This is a genomic window from Streptomyces sp. SP17BM10, assembly GCF_036322405.1.
GTDB lineage: Bacteria > Actinomycetota > Actinomycetes > Streptomycetales > Streptomycetaceae > Kitasatospora.
Genome location: NZ_JAQYXB010000539.1, coordinates 234,476 through 247,992 on the forward strand (window position 1 = coordinate 234,476; position 13,517 = coordinate 247,992).

Annotated in this window: 14 protein-coding genes and 1 pseudogene; 9 read left to right on the forward strand and 6 right to left on the reverse strand. The window is 74.4% G+C overall.

The features are described 5' to 3' along the window. Positions 1–287 precede the first annotated feature (287 nt). Complete coding sequence (locus PUR71_RS13005; RefSeq protein ID WP_329927106.1) at positions 288–674, forward strand: hypothetical protein; 387 nt, start codon at positions 288–290, stop codon at positions 672–674. Between the two features lie 342 nt (positions 675–1,016). Here PUR71_RS13005 and PUR71_RS13010 read toward each other — a convergent pair whose 3' ends face one another. Next, the gene (locus tag PUR71_RS13010; protein ID WP_329927107.1) at positions 1,017–1,268 is read right to left on the reverse strand and encodes a CocE/NonD family hydrolase C-terminal non-catalytic domain-containing protein; all 252 of its coding nucleotides are present in this window, start codon (positions 1,266–1,268) and stop codon (positions 1,017–1,019) included. A gap of 184 nt (positions 1,269–1,452) precedes the next feature. On the opposite strand from PUR71_RS13010, the gene PUR71_RS13015 reads away from it, so the two are divergent. Both PUR71_RS13015 and PUR71_RS13020 read left to right on the forward strand, forming a co-directional pair. Further along, positions 1,453–1,668, forward strand: coding sequence for a hypothetical protein (locus PUR71_RS13015; protein WP_329927108.1), 216 nt, complete (start codon positions 1,453–1,455; stop codon positions 1,666–1,668). Positions 1,669–1,719: 51 nt separating this feature from the next. Further along, positions 1,720–1,929 (forward strand): annotated as a pseudogene (locus tag PUR71_RS13020) (DUF5709 domain-containing protein); the annotation flags it as partial. A 341-nt stretch (positions 1,930–2,270) separates the two neighbouring features. Here PUR71_RS13020 and PUR71_RS13025 read toward each other — a convergent pair. Further along, the gene (locus PUR71_RS13025) at positions 2,271–2,906 is read right to left on the reverse strand and encodes an endonuclease (protein ID WP_329927109.1); all 636 of its coding nucleotides are present in this window, start codon (positions 2,904–2,906) and stop codon (positions 2,271–2,273) included. A gap of 83 nt (positions 2,907–2,989) precedes the next feature. On the opposite strand from PUR71_RS13025, the gene murQ reads away from it, so the two are divergent. Further along, entirely contained in the window at positions 2,990–3,889 is a 900-nt protein-coding gene (murQ, locus tag PUR71_RS13030) for an N-acetylmuramic acid 6-phosphate etherase (RefSeq protein ID WP_329927110.1), read from the forward strand. A 250-nt stretch (positions 3,890–4,139) separates the two neighbouring features. Continuing rightward, complete coding sequence (locus tag PUR71_RS13035) at positions 4,140–4,400, forward strand: hypothetical protein (protein WP_329927111.1); 261 nt, start codon at positions 4,140–4,142, stop codon at positions 4,398–4,400. 28 nt (positions 4,401–4,428) lie between these two features. On the opposite strand, the gene PUR71_RS13040 is transcribed toward PUR71_RS13035, so the two are convergent. Beyond that, positions 4,429–5,634 (reverse strand): alpha/beta hydrolase family protein, encoded by a 1,206-nt coding sequence (locus PUR71_RS13040; RefSeq protein WP_329927112.1) that lies wholly within the window; start codon positions 5,632–5,634, stop codon positions 4,429–4,431. Positions 5,635–5,930: 296 nt separating this feature from the next. Next, positions 5,931–6,578, reverse strand: coding sequence for a TetR/AcrR family transcriptional regulator C-terminal domain-containing protein (locus tag PUR71_RS13045; RefSeq protein WP_329927113.1), 648 nt, complete (start codon positions 6,576–6,578; stop codon positions 5,931–5,933). Between the two features lie 113 nt (positions 6,579–6,691). Between PUR71_RS13045 and PUR71_RS13050 the strand changes: the two genes are divergently transcribed. The 3 genes from PUR71_RS13050 (at position 6,692) to PUR71_RS13060 (ending at position 10,351) form a co-directional block, all read left to right on the forward strand. Continuing rightward, positions 6,692–7,966, forward strand: a complete 1,275-nt coding sequence (locus PUR71_RS13050) for an MFS transporter (protein WP_329927114.1) — start codon at positions 6,692–6,694, stop codon at positions 7,964–7,966. Between the two features lie 171 nt (positions 7,967–8,137). Further along, positions 8,138–9,571 (forward strand): hypothetical protein, encoded by a 1,434-nt coding sequence (locus PUR71_RS13055; protein ID WP_329927115.1) that lies wholly within the window; start codon positions 8,138–8,140, stop codon positions 9,569–9,571. A gap of 210 nt (positions 9,572–9,781) precedes the next feature. Next, positions 9,782–10,351: a hypothetical protein gene (locus PUR71_RS13060; protein WP_329927116.1), complete on the forward strand. Its 570-nt coding sequence runs from the start codon at positions 9,782–9,784 to the stop codon at positions 10,349–10,351. Between the two features lie 80 nt (positions 10,352–10,431). Here PUR71_RS13060 and PUR71_RS13065 read toward each other — a convergent pair whose 3' ends face one another. Both PUR71_RS13065 and PUR71_RS13070 read right to left on the reverse strand, forming a co-directional pair. Next, complete coding sequence (locus tag PUR71_RS13065; protein WP_329927117.1) at positions 10,432–11,901, reverse strand: glutamate synthase subunit beta; 1,470 nt, start codon at positions 11,899–11,901, stop codon at positions 10,432–10,434. A 108-nt stretch (positions 11,902–12,009) separates the two neighbouring features. Beyond that, on the reverse strand, positions 12,010–12,486 hold the full coding sequence (locus PUR71_RS13070; RefSeq protein WP_329927118.1) for a hypothetical protein: 477 nt from the start codon (positions 12,484–12,486) through the stop codon (positions 12,010–12,012). A gap of 59 nt (positions 12,487–12,545) precedes the next feature. On the opposite strand from PUR71_RS13070, the gene PUR71_RS13075 reads away from it, so the two are divergent. Further along, positions 12,546–13,502, forward strand: coding sequence for a helix-turn-helix transcriptional regulator (locus tag PUR71_RS13075; protein ID WP_329927119.1), 957 nt, complete (start codon positions 12,546–12,548; stop codon positions 13,500–13,502). The last annotated feature ends 15 nt before the right edge of the window (positions 13,503–13,517 follow it).

The window sequence follows — 13,517 nt, forward strand, 5'->3', positions numbered from 1 at the left end:
GGGATTGACGGGCTGTCACCCGAGCGCAGCCCTGGGGCGTGCCACCGAGCACGAGGCCACAGTCCTCCCCTGCGGCCGTTGCGTCACACCCGGACCCAAGGAGCAACAACCGTCCGGGGCGCCGAGGATGAGGCGATCGTCCCGGAGTGAGGGCCGGTCGACCCCTTCGGCTCCGTGGCCGTCGCGGGGATGCTGGTGGACGAGTTCACAGCCCTGCCGGTGGTACACGGACGCACGCTTGGCATGGGCATGTCTTCCCTGTTTCCGACACTCGAAGGAGCATCGTCATGGTTACTCGTGCCGCAGGTCTGGTCCTCGCCGCTGCCGCCGCGGTGGGCGCCGTCGCGGCCCCCGCATCGGCGGCGGTGAAGCCGGTCTGCCTCACCGAGGTGAACCATCCGTGCGCGTGGCTGCTCAACACGCCGCAGGGCGTGGTCGGCGGCGGCCTGATCGACGCCGACGACCCCGGCCGGCTCATGCTGCTGCGCGTGGAGGTGAAGGCCGAACGGGCCTGGGGCAGCCCGTGGGAGACGATGGCGGCCGTCTTCGGTGTGCGGACCGGCTCGATCCGGCTGACCACACCCGCGGTGGTCACCGGCTACCGCACCATGGTCTGCGTCACCGGCGGCCCGGCCGACGACCCCGAGGCACAGACCACCGCCTGCAGGTTCTGAGCCGGGGCGGGGCGACTGCCCGCCCGAACCCGGCACTTCCGGGCGCGCGTCGCGCGAGCGCCCCTCACCCCCAGCCTCGGCCCGCCCCGGAGCCGCACGTGCGGTGCTCGCTCCGGGGCGCGTCGCCGTGGCCGGTTCCGCCGCGGCACGGGCACCGGCACCGCGAAGGCGGTGGCCCAGCCCTGACGGTCCGTCGGCCGCGGCGTCGACGTTCCGCCGGTCCGCTCCGTGCACCGGCCCGGGGTCACGCCTGCCGGCCCTTGGCCGAACACGTCGCGCCCACAGGTGCGCGAACGGGCGTCGGGTTCGTGTCCCGTCGTCCGTTCACGCACGGCGGCTCGCTCAGCCGAGGGGCAGTTCCAGGAGGGCCTCCTCTCCTCGCGGGGAGGTGATGGTGGCGGTGCCGTCCTCCACGCCGGTGAACGCGTAGAGCCGGTCACGGCTGTTGACGACCAGGGTGAGGCGATGGCCGTCGGGCAGGTCGTAGGCGGTGGGCTGGAGCGTCCAGTGGGCGGTCCGGTCGGTGCCGGGGATCAGGCCGGTGGCGGTGAAGGGCTCGTGGGGGTGGACGGGCGGACGGCCGGAGTGCGGCACGGCGCACGCAACGACCCGCGCCCGCGCGGCGGTCCGGTTCAGGGCCACTCCGTCTTGCCCGCCAGGCCCGCTCCCCCGGACGTGGCGCACGGCTGGAGCGCGGGTGGTTTCGCTGCGGGCGGGCGGGTACGCGCACGGGCGCGGCCCGGGTCCGCCCCGGGCCCCAGGAGGACGAGGAGGAGCCGTGGAGGACGTCCCGCAGGGCGGAGCCGGTGGTGTTCCGCTCGACGACACCGACCAGAAGCATCCGATCCACCCGCCGGGGGGCGACGGTCGACCGGACACCGGCGAGGAGGGCGGCGCCACCACCGCCGAGCCCGGCAGGAGCCGGCGCCTCGACCCGCGGGAGACCACCGAGGAGACCACCGAGGAGGAGGACGGAGAGCCGACCGAGAGCTGACGACGGCCGACGCGCACGCGGCGGCACGGGACAGCGGACAGGTGCGGGGACATGAGCGACGAAGCCGAGGGCGACGACGCCATGGGCGACGACGTCTACCAGCCGACCGGGGACATGGAGGAACAGGCGGACGCGGCCCCCTGGACCTGGACGACGCGGTCGACGAACGCGACTACGACGACCTGCTCGACGAGGGCTGCTCGCCGCCGGAGAAGCCACTGGGCGTCGGCAAGGTCGCAGTGACGGCAGCCGAGCAGTGCAAGGCGAGACTCCTGGGCGGCCTCACGGTCTTCCTCGCCGGATCCGGCCGCCTGCGGGCTCGCGACCCCGCTCCCCATCCTGATCCCGGCCCGCGCGGTGCAAGGGCTGGGCGCCGGCGCCCTGCTGACGCTCGGCCCGGCGCTCCGGCTCAACCCTCCGCCGGGCGCCGCCGCCGGCGCCGTCCTCGCCCTGGTCCTCCCCGACCGGCGGTCGGCCGGCATGCCGTCGGAGCGCCTCGACACCGCCGGCATCGGTCTGCTGGCCGCCGGGCGCGCGCAGGTGCTGACCGGGCTCAGCCTGCAGGGGAACCCCGCACCGCGCACCCCGCACCCCGCACCCCGTCAAGCGGCTGTGCGCTCCAAATCCTCGGCCCCCAAGTGCTCGAGGCTCGCCCTGGTCAGGGCCGCCGCGAGGCGGGCGGGATCCGCCAGCGCCGCCAGGGCGGTCGGATCGTCCGGCAGGCCGAGGAGCCTGGCCTCCTTCCGAGCCCGCTCGTCGAAGAACGGGCGCAGTGACGGCCAGACCGCCTGGGCCTCGCGACGGAATATGGCCGAGCCGACCGGCCCGATCCGCGGGAACTCCTGCACCAGCCCGCCGACGCGCTCGCTGTCGCCGTCCGCCTCGTCACGCAGGCGGCGCAGGTCGCCGTGCCAACGGCGGAGGAGCAGCTCGGCGCCGTCGGTCAGCGCGGTCGCGGTGCTCTCGTCGTACCGCACGTAGTGCGCCCGGCCGAAGGCCGAGATCAGGGTCGCCCGGCGGGCCCCGGCCATCCGCCGCGGCGTGTCCAGCCCGTCGGCGTGGAGCTCGCGCGCCGCGGCCACGGCGATCCCGGCGCCGATCCGCACCGAGCAGAGCACGGTCAGCACGAGGAGCCGGTACAGCGGCGCGGGCGTGTCGCGCAGCGTGATGCCGGCTTCCTCCGCGTAGGTGGTGCCGTGACGGTCGAGGAGCGCCGCGACCGTCTCCCGTTCGTTCATCGTCGACCTCCCACCAGATCGTCGACCTCCCACCCGGCACCTGCCCGGGTTGGCGGCGGTCACACCCGGGGAGGCTGATCGGCATGGACCAGCCCGCGCTCCCGGCCACCGAGACCATCCGCCCCGACTGGGCGGGGATCGACGCGCTCCCCACGCTCGACCTCCTGCGCCTGATGAACGCCGAGGACCGCACCGTCCCCGTGGCCGTCGCCGGGCAGCTGGAGCGCATCGCCGCCGTCGTGGACGGCGCGGCCGAACGGATGCGGCGGGGCGGGCGCCTCGTCTACGCGGGCGCCGGGACGGCCGGGCGGCTGGGGGTGCTGGACGCCGCCGAGTGCCCACCGACCTTCGGCACCGACCCCGGCCGGGTGGTCGGGCTGATCGCCGGCGGCCCGGCGACCGTCACGTCGGCGGCCGAGGGCGCCGAGGACCGCGCCGACCTCGCCGCGGCGGACCTGGCCGCCCTCGCGCTCACCCCGGACGACACCGTGATCGGCGTCTCCGCCTCCGGCCGGACGCCCTACGCGGTGGCCGCCGTCCGCTGCGCCCGCGCCGCCGGGGCGCTCACCGCCGGGCTGACGGGCAACCGCGGCTCCGCGCTCGTCGCCGCCGCGGAGCTGCCGATCGAGGTGGTCACCGGCCCGGAGGTGCTGGCCGGTTCGACCAGGCTCAAGGCGGGCACGGCACAGAAGCTCGTGCTCAACCTGGTCTCGACCGCCGTCATGGTCCGCCTCGGCCGTACGTACGGAAATCTGATGGTCGACGTCCGCGCCACCAACGCCAAGCTGCGCGACCGCGCCCGCCGGATCGTCACCGAGGCCACCGGCGCCGCCGACGCGGACGTGCGCCGCGCCCTGGCGGCGACCGACGGCCGGGCCAAGGACGCGGTCCTCGTCCTGCTCGCGGACGTCGACGCGCGGACCGCCGCCCGACTGCTCGCGGACTGCGACGGCCGGCTGCGTGAGGCCCTCGGCCGCGCCTGAGAAGCCCAGGACCCGGCTTCGGCCCCCCACCCGCCGTGCGACGCCCGGGCGGAGAACGCGAGTCCGCAGACAGGCACTAACCGGTCGACGAGGACCAGCGCGGTGCTGCGGGGGTCAAGGAATCGCATGGCGCTCACGCTAGTGCAGCGCCGCGTTGATCCTTCGGGGTTGCCGGTCAGCTGCGGGGTCGCCGAGGCAGAGGCCGGCGGCGCAGTCGAGGGCGTCTTCGGGGCTTCCGAAGGACAGGCCCGTGGGCAGGATGTTGTCTCCTCAAGCCTGGCTGGCCACCCGTCCCCGCTTCAACATCCGCCACACCCCCGAACACGCCGGCTGGCTCAACCAAGTCGAGCCGTCCTTCTCCACCCTGACCCGACGTCTACTACACCGCGGCCAGTTCGCCTCCCGCGACGAACTGGCCGCGGCCATCGACACCTTCGTCTTGGCCTACGACGAACACGACGTCAAGCCCTACCGCCGGACCTACGACGGCAGCCCGCTCGAAGCCGCATGAACCCCCGAAGGATCAACGCGGCTCTGCACTAGGACGGGAAGAGTACTTCCGGATTGTTCGGTGAGGGGCCGTCCAGCAGCGGACTGTGGATCCCCTTCAGCGTCTGGTCGAAGAACGCTGTGACGTACTCGCGGGTGATCGCCACCCCGCGTTCCGGGGAGAGGGGCCCCGTCGGGAACCCGGCCTGCTCCTGAAGCACGTCCAGGTCGGAGAAGCTGAAGTGGTCGGCGCCGGCGACCGTCAGCCACTTCTTGTAGCCGCCGAGGGCGGCCCAGGCCCGCCCCACGATGCCGTCGCCGCTGCCGGGCGTGTGGCCGTCGCTACCCAGCATGAGGAAGGGCCGGGTGATCTGGCCGGGCATCGGGACCGGGTGGAAGGTGCCGTCCATGTCCACTCCGGCCCGTACTCGCGGGTCGGCGATCATCGTGGCGGCCGCCGCCGCTCCGCCGAGGGAGTGTCCGGCCATGCCGGTCTCGTGCTTGTCGATGAGGTGTGCCAGGCGCCACGCGGTGTTGCCGTGCGTCAACCGGTCGATCACGAAGGACACGTCCCGCCCGCGGCTGACGGCTTCGGCGTCGAAGTCGACCGTTTCCGGGTGGTCGCAGATCGCGCACGGCGGCGTCTGGCCGTTCGCGAGCGTCTCGCCGCTGTCCTCGTGGGTGTGGCCGACGAGCGCGACGACGTAGCCGTGACTGGCCAGGTCGGTCGCGAGCGCGGTGAGCGTCATGCGCGGGTTCTCGGACGCGGGTGAGAGGACCACCAGCGGATGCCTGCCGCGTTGCGGCCGCGCGCCGTCGAAGGCGTGAGTGGTGACGCTGGAAAGGGTCTGCGGGGTGACGCCGTAGCTCGCCGGTATCTTCCGCCGCTGGAGGACTCCGGCTGCCTCGGCGAGGGTCATGTAAGGGGCCGGAGTCCCGGTCCCGGGGACGGCCGGGTAGACCATCGTGACGGTCAGTTGGCGGGGGCCGGATGACGGCACCCACGGGTCGAGGCGGCTCGCGTCGGTGAGGTGGATGATCTCCTCGCCGGCGGCGTAGGGGCCGGTCGGCGCGGGGAGCGTGCCTTGGAAGGACCGCGTGGGCGCGGTGGCCGTGGCCGGTGCGGTGTCGAACGCGTGCGTGGCCACCGGTGTGGCCGGCGGTGTGGTCGTGGCGGCGAACCCGCTGCCGGTTCCGGTGACGAGGGCGGCGAGCGCCAGCGCCGCGACGGCGCTGCTACGGCGATTGCGTTTCATGGGATCGACGCTAGGTTCCGCAGCTCCGGGTCGAATCAGCCCATGGATGCAAACATTCCGGTGTCGTCCGTAGCCCCCGCGAGGTACCGGAGTCATCCGCCGGGAGTATGTCGTGCGGCGCGGGGTTCCCTTCGCCGGCATCGTCGAGCGCCACCTTCGTCTTGGCCTGCGACGAGCCCGACGCCGAGCCCTACCGCTGGGACCTACGACGGCAGCCCACTCAAAGCCGCATGAACCCCCGAAGGATCAACGCGGCTCTGCCCTGGCGTGCCGTGACCGGACGCCCGGACCTCGACTCACCGGCCCTCGGAATCCGCCCCGGCCTCCCGCGCGATCTCCGCGCGGAACCCCTCGATCATCACTCGCAGCCCGTACTCGAAGTCGGCGTCGTGGTCGGCCATCCGCAGGACCTCGGCCGCCTCGCGCAGCAACGGCAGGTCGCGCAGGGCGTCGTCGTCGTAGAGCGGCGTGTCCCGCTCCTCCGCGTCCTGCCGCCAGGCCTGCTCCTCGGTGACCCAGCCCATGATGTACCGGTCGACGGCCAGCAGCAGCCGCAGGGCCGTGCGCGGCCGCAGCCCGGCCCGGCAGAGGGCACTCAACTGGGCCTCGATCGCAGGGAGTTCGTCCTCACTCGGGAGGGTGCCGGCGTGTACGCGCGCGCCGTCACGGTAGGCGAGCAGCGCGTGGCGCTTGGCTCGGGCGTCGGCGGCGATCCAGTCCGGCCAGTGCTCCGGGTCGGGGGTGCGGTCGGACGGCAGCGCCTCGGCGAGCATGGCCTCGGCCATCAGGTCGAGCAGTTCCCGCTTGTTCTTGAAGTGCCAGTACAACGCCGGTGACTGGACGCCGAGTTCGCGCGCCAGACGGCGGGTGGTGAGCCCCTCGATGCCGACCTCGTCGAGCAGCCGCAGTGCGGTGCGCACCACCTCGTCGCGTTGCAGCGCCATGCCGACCGCCCTCCGAGCCCGTCCCGCCCCATTCGCTTGCCCACCGACCTTATCGCCGATAAGGTCGGCGCCGGAATTTATCAGTGATAAGGACAACGACGAGGACCGCACCCATGCCCGCCCCGCCCTGGATCGACACCGCGCCCTGGCGCTCCTCCCGGGACTTCCGCCTGACCTGGACCTCCGGCACGGTCACCCTGCTCGGCTCGGTCTTCACCATGACCGCGATCCCGCTCCAGATCGCCGACCTCACCGGCTCACCACTCGCCGTCGGCGCGGTCGGCGCGGTCGAACTCGTGCCGACGATCGTGTTCGGCCTGTACGGCGGCGCGCTGGCGGACCGCGCCGACCGCCGCACCGTCGCCCTCGTCACCGAGATCGCGCTCGCCGCCCTCAGCGCGCTCCTGCTCGCCAACGCGCTGCTCGGCACGCCCGCGCTGTGGCCGCTGTACGCGGCGGCCGGGCTGGCGGCGGCGCTCCAGGGGCTCCAGCAGCCCTCACTGGAGGCGATGATCCCGCGCATCGTCCCGCACGACCAGCTGGTCGCGGCCGGCGCGCTGCTCTCGCTGCGCTGGAGCGTCGCCGGACTGGCCGGGCCGGCCGCCGCCGGGCTGGTGATCGCGACGGCGGGTGCCCCGGTGGCATACCTGGTCGACGTCGCCACCTTCCTGGTCTCGATCGCGCTGCTCGCCGCCGTCCGCCCGGTGCCGTCCGGGCGGGGCGCCGAGGCACCGCGATGGCGCGAGTTCAAGGAAGGCGCCCGGTACGCCGCCCGCAGGCCCGATCTGCTGGGCACCTACCTGGCCGACCTCGCGGCCACCGCGTTCGCCCTCCCCGCCGCGCTCTTTCCCTTCCTCGCAAGGGAGTTGGACGCCATGTGGGCACTGGGTCTGCTCTACTCGGCCTCGGCGGCGGGCAGCCTGATCGCCGCCGCCACCAGCGGCTGGACGGACCGCGTGCACCGGCACGGCCGCTTCGTGCTGCTCTCCACCGCCGCCGTCGGCATCGCGATGATCGGCGCCGCCGCCGTGCCGAGCCTGTGGGCCGTCCTGCCGTGCCTCGTCGTCGCGGGCGCCGCGAACTGGACCGGCGACACCTTCCGCAGCGCCATCTGGAACCAGTCCATTCCGGACGAACTCCGAGGCCGTGCCGCCGGGTTGGAGATGCTCATCGGCTCCGCCGGGCCGGCCCTCGGCGACCTCCGCGCAGGCGCACTCGCCGCCCGGCAGGGCATCCGTGCAGCGCTGCGCACCGGCGGGCTCGTCTGCCTGACCAGCGCCGCCGCCCTCTCCGCCGCCCTGCCCGCCCTCTGGCGCTACGACCGGCGCACCGACCCGCACGTGCAGGCCGTCCGGGCGTCCGCGCAGGCCGAAGAAGCGGCACGGTGACACCACCGAGCCCCGCCGGGCCGCAAGTGAGCACTACACACGAACGATTGACGTGAATGCGCCGCCCCGGCCGCACAACCGTTGACCCCTCCCCCACCCGGCGCTTGGCTCACTCCGGGCCGGCCGCCGGGGAGTCGAGCGCGGCCCGCCGAACCCAGGGGAGGGACCACGATGAACCGAGCACGCCCGACGCGTCACGCCCTGCGCGCCGCCTGCACGCTGGCCGCGGCGGCACTGGCCTGCGCGGCGGCCTCGCCGGCGCACGCCGACGCCCCGACCGGCGTGACCGAGCGGGTGACGGTCGCCGCCCCCGGCTCCCAGCCCAACGGCGCCTCCAGTGCCCAGGGCCTGAGCGCGGACGGCCGCTTCGCCGTCTTCACCTCCAGCGCCTCCAACCTCCTCGCCGACAACGGCAACGGCAACAGCCGCACCAAGGTCTTCGTCCGCGACCTGTGGACGGGCAAGGTCGAACGGGAGGACGTCAGCACCACCGGAGCCGACGCCGACCTCGACTCCTACGAGGCCACCATCAGCGGCAACGGCCGCTTCGTGGCGTTCACGTCCTTCGCGACGAACCTGGGTTCCGGCGCCGGCGGCGCCATCCCGAACGTCTACGTCCACGACCGCCTGACCGGACGGACCGAGCCGGTCGCCGCCACCGACCCGGCGAAGCCCCAGACCGGCCACTCCGCGGGCACCCCGTCGATCAGCCGGGACGGCCGCTACGTCGCCTTCCAGTCCGACCGCACCGACCTCGCCCCGGCCGGCGTCACCCCGCACGGCGGCACCATCTACGTCACCGACCGCCGGACCGGGAAGACCCGCCCGGTCAGCATCGGCGCGGACGGCACCGCGGCCGACGGCTCCTCCGCCTCGCCGGTGATCAGCGCGGACGGCCGCAGGGTCGGCTTCGTCTCCAAGGCCACCAACCTCATCGCCCGGGACGAACCCGGCGCCCTCGCCCCGGACGCCTTCGCCGGGCGGACCACCGACGGAACCGCCGGCGACGACCTCCCACCCGCGGGCGGCGGCCGGCCGAGGCTCCTGAAGCCCCGGAGCTACCCCTTCTACGTCCGCAGCCTCGACGACGGGGAGACCCGCCTCGCCAGCCCGGACGTCCGGGGCGGCGCGCTCGGCGCGGAGAACGCGAGCCTCAGCCCGGACGGCCGGTTCGCGGTCTTCTCCACTCCCGTCCACCACGGCCCCGGCCCGTGGGACCGCCACTTCGAGGTGTACGTCCACGACCTGGAGGAGGGCACCACGCGCTCCGTCACCGTGGGCCTGCCGGGCACCACCGTCCGCTCCGACGCCTGGGAGGGCCGGATGACGGCGGACGACCGCTGGGTCTACTTCAGCTCGACGGCCGACAACCTGGTGCCCGGGGACACGAACAACGCCTCCGACGTCTTCCGGTTCGACGTGCGGAGCGGCCGCACCGAGCGGGTCAGCGTGGCCACCGACGGCTCGCAGACGCCGGGCGCGTCGTACGGGCCCTTCGTCGACGCCTTCGGCACCACCGTGCTGTTCACCTCGGACGACGGCACGCTCGTGCCGGACGACTCCAACAAGCTCGCCGACGTTTTCGTCCGCAAGCACGCGTTCTGACGGGCCGGCACGGACACCATCGGGCCTGCCGCGCCGACAACTGCGCGACAGGCCCGCCCTGTTCACGTCAAGCGAATAGTTCCCGCACTCCTGTTGACTGACACTTTGTCAACAATTCACCATTGACGGTCTACCCGCATAGATCGCCAGATGGTGACATGGACACACCGCCCGGCGAAGGAAGCCGGGCCGCCTCAGGAAGCTCCCCACATGCTTCGTTCCCAGCGCCTCGCCCCCGCCGTGGCCGCCGTCGTCCTCACCGTCGGCGCGCTCGCCGCCGGCGGCACCGCGCACGCCGCCGCCCCCGCCCAGCACCGCGCCGCCGCGCCGCTCGACCAGACCTGCTCGCAGGCCTACCTCCCGCTGCCCGACCCGGCCTGCACCCCCGGCGCCACCAACCCGGACGTCACCCAGGCCACCATCGACGACACCATCTGCGTGCCGGGCTACAGCACCTCCATCCGCCCGCCGTCCAGCTACACCACCAAGCTGAAGATCCAGCAGATCGCGGCGTACGGCTACAGCGACACCAACACGTCCGACTACGAGGAGGACCACTTCATCCCCCTCTCCCTCGGCGGCCACCCGACCGACCCCAACAACCTGTGGCCGCAGCCGCACTACGCCACCGGCAGCGGCGGCGGGGCCTCGACGGACAAGGACACCGTCGAGTACAAGCTCTACAGGGCCGTCTGCAACCACCAGGTGGACCTCGTCCCCGCCCAGCAGGCGATCGTCACCGACTGGACCACCGCGTTGTCGGTCCTCGGCCTCGGCTGACGCCCCGTGTGAGGGGGCAGGACCGCTGCCCCCTCACACCAGCAACTCACACCGGCAACGCACACCGTCAAAACACCGGTTCACAGCGTCAACGCCCGGTCCGACGCCCGGATCGGCGCCGGGAGCTCGGTGCCGCCCCGCAGGTAGCGGTCCACCGCCGCGGCCGCCGCCCGCCCCTCCGCGACCGCCCACACGATGAGCGACTGCCCGCGCCCCGCGTCGCCCGCGACGAACACGCCGTCCGTGCCCGTCGCGAAGCCGTCGTCCCTGGTCAGCGCGCCGTCCGGGCCGGTGGCCAGCCCGAGTTGGGCGATCAGCTCCTGGCCCGGCTCGGGCCCGGAGAAACCCAGCGCGAGCAGCGCCAGCCCGGCCGGCAGGCTCCGCTCGGTGCCCGGCCGCGGCCCGCGGTCCGGCGGCTGCGCCTCGGCGAAGCGCACGGCCGCGAGCCGCCCGTCCGGGCCCGCCTCGAAGCCGACGGCCACCGCCGCGAACACCCGTGGTCCGGCCGCCGCCGCGCCCGCCTCCTCGTGCGAGGTCGTCTCCCGGTAGACCTTCGGGTGCACCGGCCACGGCTGCCCGGCCGCCCGGCGCTGCGGCGGGCGCGGGTTGATGTCGAGCTGGGTGACGGACGCGGCGCCCTGGCGCAGCGCCGTGCCGAGGCAGTCCGCCGCGGTGTCCCCGCCGCCGACGATCACGACGTGCCGGCCCTCCGCGGACAGCGGCGAGTCCGGGCGGTCCCCTTCGTCCACCCGGTTCGCCCAGGTCAGGTAGGCGATCGCCTGGTGCACCCCGGGCAGGTCGCGGCCCGGCAGCGGCAGTTCGCGGCAGGCCGTGGCGCCCACCGCGACCACCAGCGCGTCGCACCCGGCCCGTAGCTCCCCCGCCGGGACGTCCCGGCCGACGCGCACGTCGCAGCGGAAGCCGGTGCCCTCCTCCCGCATCTGGTCGAGCCGCCGGTCGAGCCGGTGCTTCTCCAGCCGGAACGGCGGAATGCCGTAGCGCAGCAGCCCGCCGGGGCGGTCGGCCCGCTCGTACACCGTCGTGGCGTGCCCGGCGCGGGTGAGCTGCTGGGCCGCCGCCAGCCCGGCCGGGCCCGAGCCGACTACCGCCACCCGCCACCCGCTCGGGCGCTCCGGCGGGCGGGGCCGGTCCCAGCCGCTCTCCCACGCGCGGTCGGCGATCGCCAGCTCGACGTTCTTGATGGTCACGGCGGCGCCGTCGATGGCGAGCACGCACGCGCTCTCGCAGGGCGCCGGGCAGAGCCGGCCGGTGAACTCGGGGAAGTTGTTGGTCGCGAGCAGCCGGGAGGCCGCGGCCCGCCAGTCGCCGTCGGCCACCAGCCGGTTCCACTCCGGGACGATGTTCCCGAGCGGGCAGGCGCTGTGGCAGAACGGGAGGCCGCAGTCCATGCACCGGCCCGCCTGCCCGCCGACGACCGGCAGCAGCGCCCCCGGCCGGTAGACCTCGCGCCAGTCCCCCACCCGCTCGTGCGCGTCCCGCCGCGCCCGCTCCGCGCGCGGGGTGGTGAAGAAGGCCATCCGGTCTGCCATAGCGGCCTCCGGCAGGACGTGCCGTGCAGGGACGTCCGGGGCGCGCCGGACGCGCCACCGTGTGGCCACCGTACGCCCACGAAGCGCGTCGCGCGAGGTCGATCGGACCTACACCCGCCGGGTGAACTCCATGGTCCAGTTCGTCACCCAGGTAGCACCGCCGTCCGCCGAGAACGCCTGCTCCCAGCGCGCCGCGTCCGTCGTCACGCCCGACCACACGAACCGCGCCCGCACCGGCGAGCCGTCGTACTCGTCGTCCCCGAAGAACTCGCCGCGGCCGTCCGCCCACCGCCCGGTGACCGGCGGGAACAGCGTGCCCGTGCGGGTGCTGGACCAGTACAGCGACCACTGCCCGCGCGCCGGGTCGTACAGCCGCAGGGTGAGGCCGGAGAAGCCCTTGGTCGGGAAGTCGATCTCGTCGACGTTCGCGTTGCCGCCGAAGTGCCGCGAGCCCCGGGTCACGCCCGGGAACTCCTCCCACGGGCTGCGCGGGTCGAGGAAGTCGGCGCGGCAGCGGTTGGCCACGTCCCACGTACCCACGAGGAAGTCGAAGTCGGTTCGCCCGCTGTTGTTCTCAAGTCCCATGCCTGGACGCTAAGGCCGGTTCCCTGACATCGTGTGGCAGTGAAGTCGGAGGGGTCCCCGTGAAGTCGAGCCGCCTGCTGTCGATCCTGCTCCTGCTCCAGACCAACGGCCGGATGACCGCCCAGCGGCTCGCGGAGGAGCTGGAGGTCTCGGTGCGCACCGTCTACCGGGACGTCGAGGCACTGCAGGCCGCCGGGGTGCCGCTGTACGCGGACGCCGGGCACGGCGGCGGGTACGAGGTGCTGGCCGGCTACCGCACCCGCCTGACCGGGCTCAACACGGGCGAGGCCGAGGCGCTGTTCCTCGCCGGACTGCCCGGCCCGGCCGCCGCCCTCGGGCTCGGCCCCGCCCTCGCCGCCGCCCAGCTCAAGCTGCGCGCCGCGCTGCCGCCGGAGCTGCGCGCGGACGCCGACCGGCTGCGCAGGCGCTTCCACCTGGAGGCGCCCGGCTGGTACGCGCAGGACGACGAGGTGCCGTTCCTGCCGCGGGTCGCCGAGGCCGTGTGGCGCGGCCGGGCGCTGCGGGTGCGCTACCGCCGCTGGAAGACGCCGACGGACGTCGACCGCCGACTGGAGCCGTACGGCCTCGTCCTCAAGGCCGGCCGGTGGTACGTCGTCGCCGCTCCCGGGCCGCGCACCTTCCGGGTCGACCAGATCCTCGAACTCACCGAAACAGACGAGGAGTTCACCATCCCCGAGGACTTCTGCCTGGCGTCCCACTGGCGCGCCCACGAGGCCGACTTCCACGCCCGCCTGCACCGCGGCGAGGCCCTCGTCCTGCTCGCCCCCGGCGCCGCCGCCCGCCTGGGCACGGCCGCCGCGCGCGCCGCCGGGGCCACCGGCACCGCCGAGCCGGACGGCCGTACGCGGGCCGTGCTGCCGATCGAGTCGCTCGACCACGCCCACGCCGCCTTCCTCGCGCTCGGCACCGACGTCGAGGTCCTCGCGCCGCCCGAACTCCGCGCCCGCCTCGCCGCCACCGCCCGCGCCCTCGCCGAGCGCTACGCCGACGGGTGAGCCCGTCCACCGGCC

Coding starts and splice junctions, on each gene's coding strand:
- PUR71_RS13005 (WP_329927106.1), top strand. CDS start 288: ATGGTTACTCGTGCCGCAGGTCTGGTCCTCGCCGCTGCCGCCGCGGTG.
- PUR71_RS13050 (WP_329927114.1), top strand. CDS start 6,692: ATGCCCGCCCCGCCCTGGATCGACACCGCGCCCTGGCGCTCCTCCCGG.
- PUR71_RS13025 (WP_329927109.1), bottom strand. CDS start 2,906: ATGAACGAACGGGAGACGGTCGCGGCGCTCCTCGACCGTCACGGCACC.
- PUR71_RS13070 (WP_329927118.1), bottom strand. CDS start 12,486: ATGGGACTTGAGAACAACAGCGGGCGAACCGACTTCGACTTCCTCGTG.
- PUR71_RS13055 (WP_329927115.1), top strand. CDS start 8,138: ATGAACCGAGCACGCCCGACGCGTCACGCCCTGCGCGCCGCCTGCACG.
- PUR71_RS13045 (WP_329927113.1), bottom strand. CDS start 6,578: ATGGCGCTGCAACGCGACGAGGTGGTGCGCACCGCACTGCGGCTGCTC.
- PUR71_RS13060 (WP_329927116.1), top strand. CDS start 9,782: ATGCTTCGTTCCCAGCGCCTCGCCCCCGCCGTGGCCGCCGTCGTCCTC.
- PUR71_RS13065 (WP_329927117.1), bottom strand. CDS start 11,901: ATGGCAGACCGGATGGCCTTCTTCACCACCCCGCGCGCGGAGCGGGCG.
- murQ (WP_329927110.1), top strand. CDS start 2,990: ATGGACCAGCCCGCGCTCCCGGCCACCGAGACCATCCGCCCCGACTGG.
- PUR71_RS13040 (WP_329927112.1), bottom strand. CDS start 5,634: ATGAAACGCAATCGCCGTAGCAGCGCCGTCGCGGCGCTGGCGCTCGCC.